Below are 2,084 nucleotides of genomic sequence, written 5' to 3' on the forward strand. Positions count from 1 at the left end.
TGATGAGCTATTAATTAATGACCTTAATGATCCAGCGCTCTATGATTTTTTGATTAATGAATCTGCCAGTGCCTTTTTATTTACTGGTGGCGGTATTGTTCCAGCGAAGTTATTAGAAATTGCTACTCATAAATTCATCCATATACATCCGGGGTATTTACCCGATTTTAGAGGAGCTGATTGTACTTTATGGTCTTCATTCTTGACTGGCCAAACTTCTGCCTCCTGTTTTTATATGAGTCCAGGAATTGACGATGGGGATGTCATATTAGCCAAATGGCTGCCTAAGCCGATTTTAAAAGAAGAGTTTAAATCGATAGAAACCAAAACTCAGTATAGATTTATTTATTCATTTGTTGATCCTTGGGTTCGTTCTTTTGTTTTACGAGAACTTGTAAGTTCTTATACTGATTTTTTGTCAATAAATGCAGTTCAACAACAAAACGATGGAACCATGTACTATTTTATGCATGAGAAAATGAAAGCGTTAGTATTTAATATGCTTTAGTATTGCGATAGTTGGCTTATATTGTTAAACGCTATTATATCTTCCTATCAATAAAAATAGACAACTATTCCGATAGTATTTCCCCACACTAACAATGGGGAAATAGAGATTGAGGCGACAAAAATTGATGAAATTTGCTCCACACGATTATTTTTTCTAGCTATCAGGTAATACCTATTTTTATCTAAAAATCCTTTCAGATTTAGATTAGGTTTTTCTTCTATAATAAAATATTTTTCTATTATACAAATCGTTTGATTGAGCTTTTCTATTGGTTCAATTTCGGGGGGATGAGACTCAAAGATAACTTGCCCCTCATCAGTTAAAAGATGCGCTATTTTTCGAAAATAGGAATCGACGCTCTGCTTTGTATTTCCATCATAGGTACAGTGATTTGCCAAAGATAAGATAATATCAAACTGGCTATTATTTTCTGGATAATCTTCAAAAGTTCCTGATATCAACTCAACGTTCGTAATATTCAGATAGTTTTTTACGGCTAGTCCCGTTGAGACCAGATAATCATTAATTTCGATGCCAATACCATTTTTTATATATTGAGATAGAGATAAAAGTAAAAATCCTGAGTTTGATCCAATATCCAGTACTGTTTTATTAGCAACTCTTTGCGCTAAGCCCAACTGTTCAATTCTATCTTCAGTATTTCTGTGGCCTGATAAATTAATTCTTCGCATGGATTGGTAATAATAGCCATTTCCATAATCATAAGAATCATAATTCATTCTCATTTCAGATCTTATTAGTTCTAACTTGGCATGCAACTCCCAAAGCTTTTCGTCACGTGATCTTAATACGCTAAGATAGTCTTTTAGCTTATTTCTTACTGATAACCTGTCCAAGGCTCTTGGAATGGTAAAAGATTTAAACATCTCTTTTAACCATTGTATCGAACTTTTCCTACTGTATATTAAGTCCATTCATTCTTTCCTAGAAATACTACATAAAACTGAGCTAATAATGGCCATGTAAATGACACTCAGAGAGGCTGAACACTCGGTATTTTGGTCCAAAGCCTTAGGCATTATAAATCAATGACTCATAGAGTCAAAACTCCTAAAACCACATGGAGCTACCTGAAATCAGTAGGCAGACCCGAAAATTACAGTAATATTTTTAATAAGTTAGTTATCATTTCTTTGGCTCGGCGTAACGGAGCTTGATTTTAGTGGGTTAGATTCCGCTTTAGATTTAGAAAGGCGACTCCGAAGTACCGCGAAAAAATTTCCTCTGGGCTGTTTTCTAGCTAACAAAAGGCCACAACGATTCTTATCTTTTCACATTAATTCAAATCAGCTATCATACTCCACGTTGGATAAGAATTTGGGCAAAACTCGAATCCTTATTATTTATATTATTTGAAATCAATAGGTAGCTATCAGGTTCGACTCCGTCCCTGGGCACCATCTATTATCATCTCAGAATGCGATATATAGTCATTGGTAATTTCGGAAATCATTCATTGGCTGCAATGCAGGCTTTGCTTGAGAAAACCTAACAGAAATTCACTTTGTGTATGTGGAAACAGGGTGGGCTTCTTCTTCTTGGGTAACGAGAG

The 2,084-nt window shown here is 34.8% G+C and carries 2 protein-coding genes; one reads left to right on the top strand and one right to left on the bottom strand.

The genetic code is table 11. The features are described 5' to 3' along the window. On the top strand, positions 1-508 hold a 508-nt coding region (locus BN58_RS07455; protein ID WP_019216303.1), incomplete at its 5' end, for a formyltransferase family protein. Positions 509-555: 47 nt separating this feature from the next. On the opposite strand, the gene BN58_RS07460 is transcribed toward BN58_RS07455, so the two are convergent. Continuing rightward, complete coding sequence (locus BN58_RS07460; RefSeq protein ID WP_019216304.1) at positions 556-1,398, bottom strand: class I SAM-dependent methyltransferase; 843 nt, start codon at positions 1,396-1,398, stop codon at positions 556-558. Positions 1,399-2,084: the final 686 nt, after the last annotated feature.

Source organism: Legionella tunisiensis, from assembly GCF_000308315.1.
GTDB lineage: Bacteria > Pseudomonadota > Gammaproteobacteria > Legionellales > Legionellaceae > Tatlockia > Tatlockia tunisiensis.

Bases quoted from the DNA above. Each gene is read 5' to 3' on its own strand.
- BN58_RS07460 (WP_019216304.1), bottom strand. From the start codon at position 1,398: ATGTTTAAATCTTTTACCATTCCAAGAGCCTTGGACAGGTTATCAGTA.